1 protein-coding gene, 8 tRNA genes and 1 pseudogene are annotated in these 2649 nt (G+C 40.5%); 8 read left to right on the forward strand and 2 right to left on the reverse strand.

The annotated features are described in order from the left end of the window. Positions 1–23: 23 nt before the first annotated feature. From HT688_RS11210 to HT688_RS11245, 8 genes are all read left to right on the forward strand, one after another. Positions 24–97 (forward strand) — tRNA-Met (locus HT688_RS11210). 13 nt (positions 98–110) lie between these two features. Next, positions 111–184 (forward strand) — tRNA-Ile (locus HT688_RS11215). Between the two features lie 10 nt (positions 185–194). After that, positions 195–284, forward strand: a tRNA-Ser gene (locus tag HT688_RS11220). Between the two features lie 10 nt (positions 285–294). After that, positions 295–368, forward strand: a tRNA-Met gene (locus HT688_RS11225). A gap of 3 nt (positions 369–371) precedes the next feature. Then, positions 372–444, forward strand: a tRNA-Phe gene (locus HT688_RS11230). A 19-nt stretch (positions 445–463) separates the two neighbouring features. After that, a tRNA-Gly gene (locus HT688_RS11235) sits at positions 464–534 on the forward strand. A 35-nt stretch (positions 535–569) separates the two neighbouring features. Then, positions 570–643: transfer RNA gene (locus tag HT688_RS11240), tRNA-Ile, on the forward strand. A 6-nt stretch (positions 644–649) separates the two neighbouring features. Continuing rightward, positions 650–737, forward strand: a tRNA-Ser gene (locus HT688_RS11245). Between the two features lie 226 nt (positions 738–963). On the opposite strand, the gene birA is transcribed toward HT688_RS11245, so the two are convergent. Both birA and HT688_RS11255 read right to left on the reverse strand, forming a co-directional pair. Beyond that, the gene (gene birA, locus HT688_RS11250) at positions 964–1899 is read right to left on the reverse strand and encodes a bifunctional biotin--[acetyl-CoA-carboxylase] ligase/biotin operon repressor BirA (RefSeq protein WP_050223738.1); all 936 of its coding nucleotides are present in this window, start codon (positions 1897–1899) and stop codon (positions 964–966) included. Then, positions 1896–2532, reverse strand: a pseudogene (locus HT688_RS11255) (helix-turn-helix transcriptional regulator); the annotation flags it as partial. The gene birA and the pseudogene HT688_RS11255, both read right to left, overlap by 4 nt. Between the last annotated feature and the right edge of the window lie 117 nt (positions 2533–2649).

Genomic DNA, 2649 nt, shown 5'->3' on the forward strand with positions numbered 1-2649 from the left:
CGAATCCTGTCTTCCCGATTCATGGCGGTGTAGCTCAGCTGGCTAGAGCGTCCGGTTCATACCCGGGAGGTCGGGGGTTCGATCCCCTTCGCCGCTATAATGATCTTGTCGGACCTTTAGCTCAGCTGGTTAGAGCTCTCGGCTCATAACCGAGTGGTCGTAGGTTCAAGTCCTACAAGGTCCATTTGAATATTGGAGGATTACCCAAGTCCGGCTGAAGGGAACGGTCTTGAAAACCGTCAGGCGTGTAAAAGCGTGCGTGGGTTCGAATCCCACATCCTCCTTTTTTATTAACGCGGGATGGAGCAGCTCGGTAGCTCGTCGGGCTCATAACCCGAAGGTCGTAGGTTCAAATCCTGCTCCCGCAATAAGGCTCGGTAGCTCAGTTGGTAGAGCAATGGATTGAAGCTCCATGTGTCGGCGGTTCGATTCCGTCTCGCGCCATTTTATTGATAGTATTTATGCGGGTGTAGTTTAGTGGTAAAACTACAGCCTTCCAAGCTGTTGTCGCGAGTTCGATTCTCGTCACCCGCTTTGAACTTTGTTCAAATTACCAAGTTTTTTAACTTGGGCGCGTAGCTCAGGTGGTTAGAGCGCACGCCTGATAAGCGTGAGGTCGGTGGTTCGAGTCCACTCGTGCCCATTAATTGGAGAATTACTCAAGAGGCTGAAGAGGACGGTTTGCTAAATCGTTAGGTCGGGTAACTGGCGCAAGGGTTCGAATCCCTTATTCTCCGTTTTAATGAGAGTTTGTAACTCTCTTTTTCATTTGGCTCTTTGTCAACTGTAGTGGGTTGAAGTCAGCTAAGCTCGAGAAAGGACAAATTTCGTCCTTTCTTTTTTGATGTTCAGAGCCTAAAAATCCGTTTTTTGAAGTTTTCAGGCTCTTTGTCAACTGTAGTGGGTTGAAGAAAAGCTAAAATCTTTATATATTGTCGATTTTATGGTTGTTCTAATTTATTATTACTTCCAACTCTTGAGAGAAATTTCTCCGCTATTGAGCCAGATTTCTTTTCCGTTATCACATTGCACCAAAAGTTTTCCACTTTCAGAGATGTCTTTAGCAAGTCCCTTGTAGTCTTTTTGATCTAGTGTGAAAGTAACTTCTTTTCCAAGAACGAATGACTGTTTTTTATATAGGTATAATAACTCATCTGCTGGTGTTTCGAAGAAAGCACGCCAGATTTCTATGATTAATTCATTCCTTGTTATTGGAGCTGTAGTTTTAAATAAGCTAGCAGCTTTTTCTTTTAATTCCTGAGGGAAGTCTTTAATAGTGAAATTGATACCTACTCCAATAATGATATCTGTGACTAAGCCTGTTTCTACAGAGGTCATTGCTTCAGTGAGAATTCCTCCAATTTTATGATTGTTTAGGTAGATATCATTGACCCATTTTATGTCGACATCTATTAAAGTTAGGTTCTTAATGGCTTTGTAGACAGCTCCAGCTACAAGTAGTGTGTAGGACGGTAATTTGTCATAGGGAAGATTTGGTTTAAGATGGAGGGTCATATAAATGCCACCTTGAGGAGAGTAGAAGGAGCGTTGAAAACGGCCACGCCCTGCTATTTGATAGGAAGCTAGATAGAGGGTGTTTGCTTCATAGCCTAAATCAATTGCTTCTTTTGCATCGAGTTGTGTTGATTTTGTTTCGGGTTTAAAACTGATTTTAATTGGAAGATTTTCTTCTAGAATCTCTGGAAGAATAAGGTCACCATTCATCAGTTTATATCCTTTGTTTTTGATACTATCAATTTCAATGCCTTCTTGTTCTAGGCGCCTGATGGCTTTCCAAATTGATGTTCGGGTCAGTGATAGTTCTTCTGCAATCTTTTCTCCGCTGATATAGTCGTTTTCTTTAGCTAGAATCTGATAGACAGCTTGGTAGGATTTCATAGTGTTGCCTTTCTCACTAGTTGGTATTGAGAGGATTCTTTTCTTGTATGACTTGGGGTCTGATTTAAGTATTGTTTATAAGCTTTTGAAAAATGGAGTGGATCTGAAAAACCTACCGAATATGCAATTACCTTGATGGACTCTTGGGTATTTTCGAGAAGTTGTTTAGCTCGGTGCATTCGAACGTAGAGTAGGTATTCTTTGGGTGATAAGGTATTAAATTCTTTGAATACGCTTGATAAGTAGCTTCTGTGAACGGATAGTTCTTTTGTTAAATCTTGAATTGTAAGTGATTGAGGATAGTGGCTATCAATTAATCGTTTGCATTCAAGATAGAGTTGGTAGGTTGATGAAATATTCTTTTTTCTGATTGGGAGCAATAGTTCCCAGATGAAACATCAGTTCATGGAGTTGTCCCATGATATGGAGTTGAGCTAATTCATTGGATTTTGTAATCTGAGCGAAGCGAACAATGTCTGAGATGAGTTTTGCAGTAGTCTGGGTATGACAAGTTTCAGATTGGATGAGATAGGATTGATCAGAAATTTGAGAAAGAGCAAAAAAATCAGGAGCTTTCCCTCCAGTGATTCCTAACCAGTAGTAGGCCCAAGGTTCTTTACTATCTGCTTGATATAGTTATTTAGTTTTAAAAAAGCGTTCCAAACATTCAAAAATAGTTGGGACTTCCCTTAATAAATCTGTTACTTTCTTTTTCAAGATAGCCCAAGCTTGCTCAATAGGATTCAAATC

Origin of the sequence: Streptococcus sp. 1559, assembly GCF_013276735.1 — a bacterium.
Classification (GTDB): Bacteria; Bacillota; Bacilli; order Lactobacillales; family Streptococcaceae; genus Streptococcus; species Streptococcus pseudopneumoniae.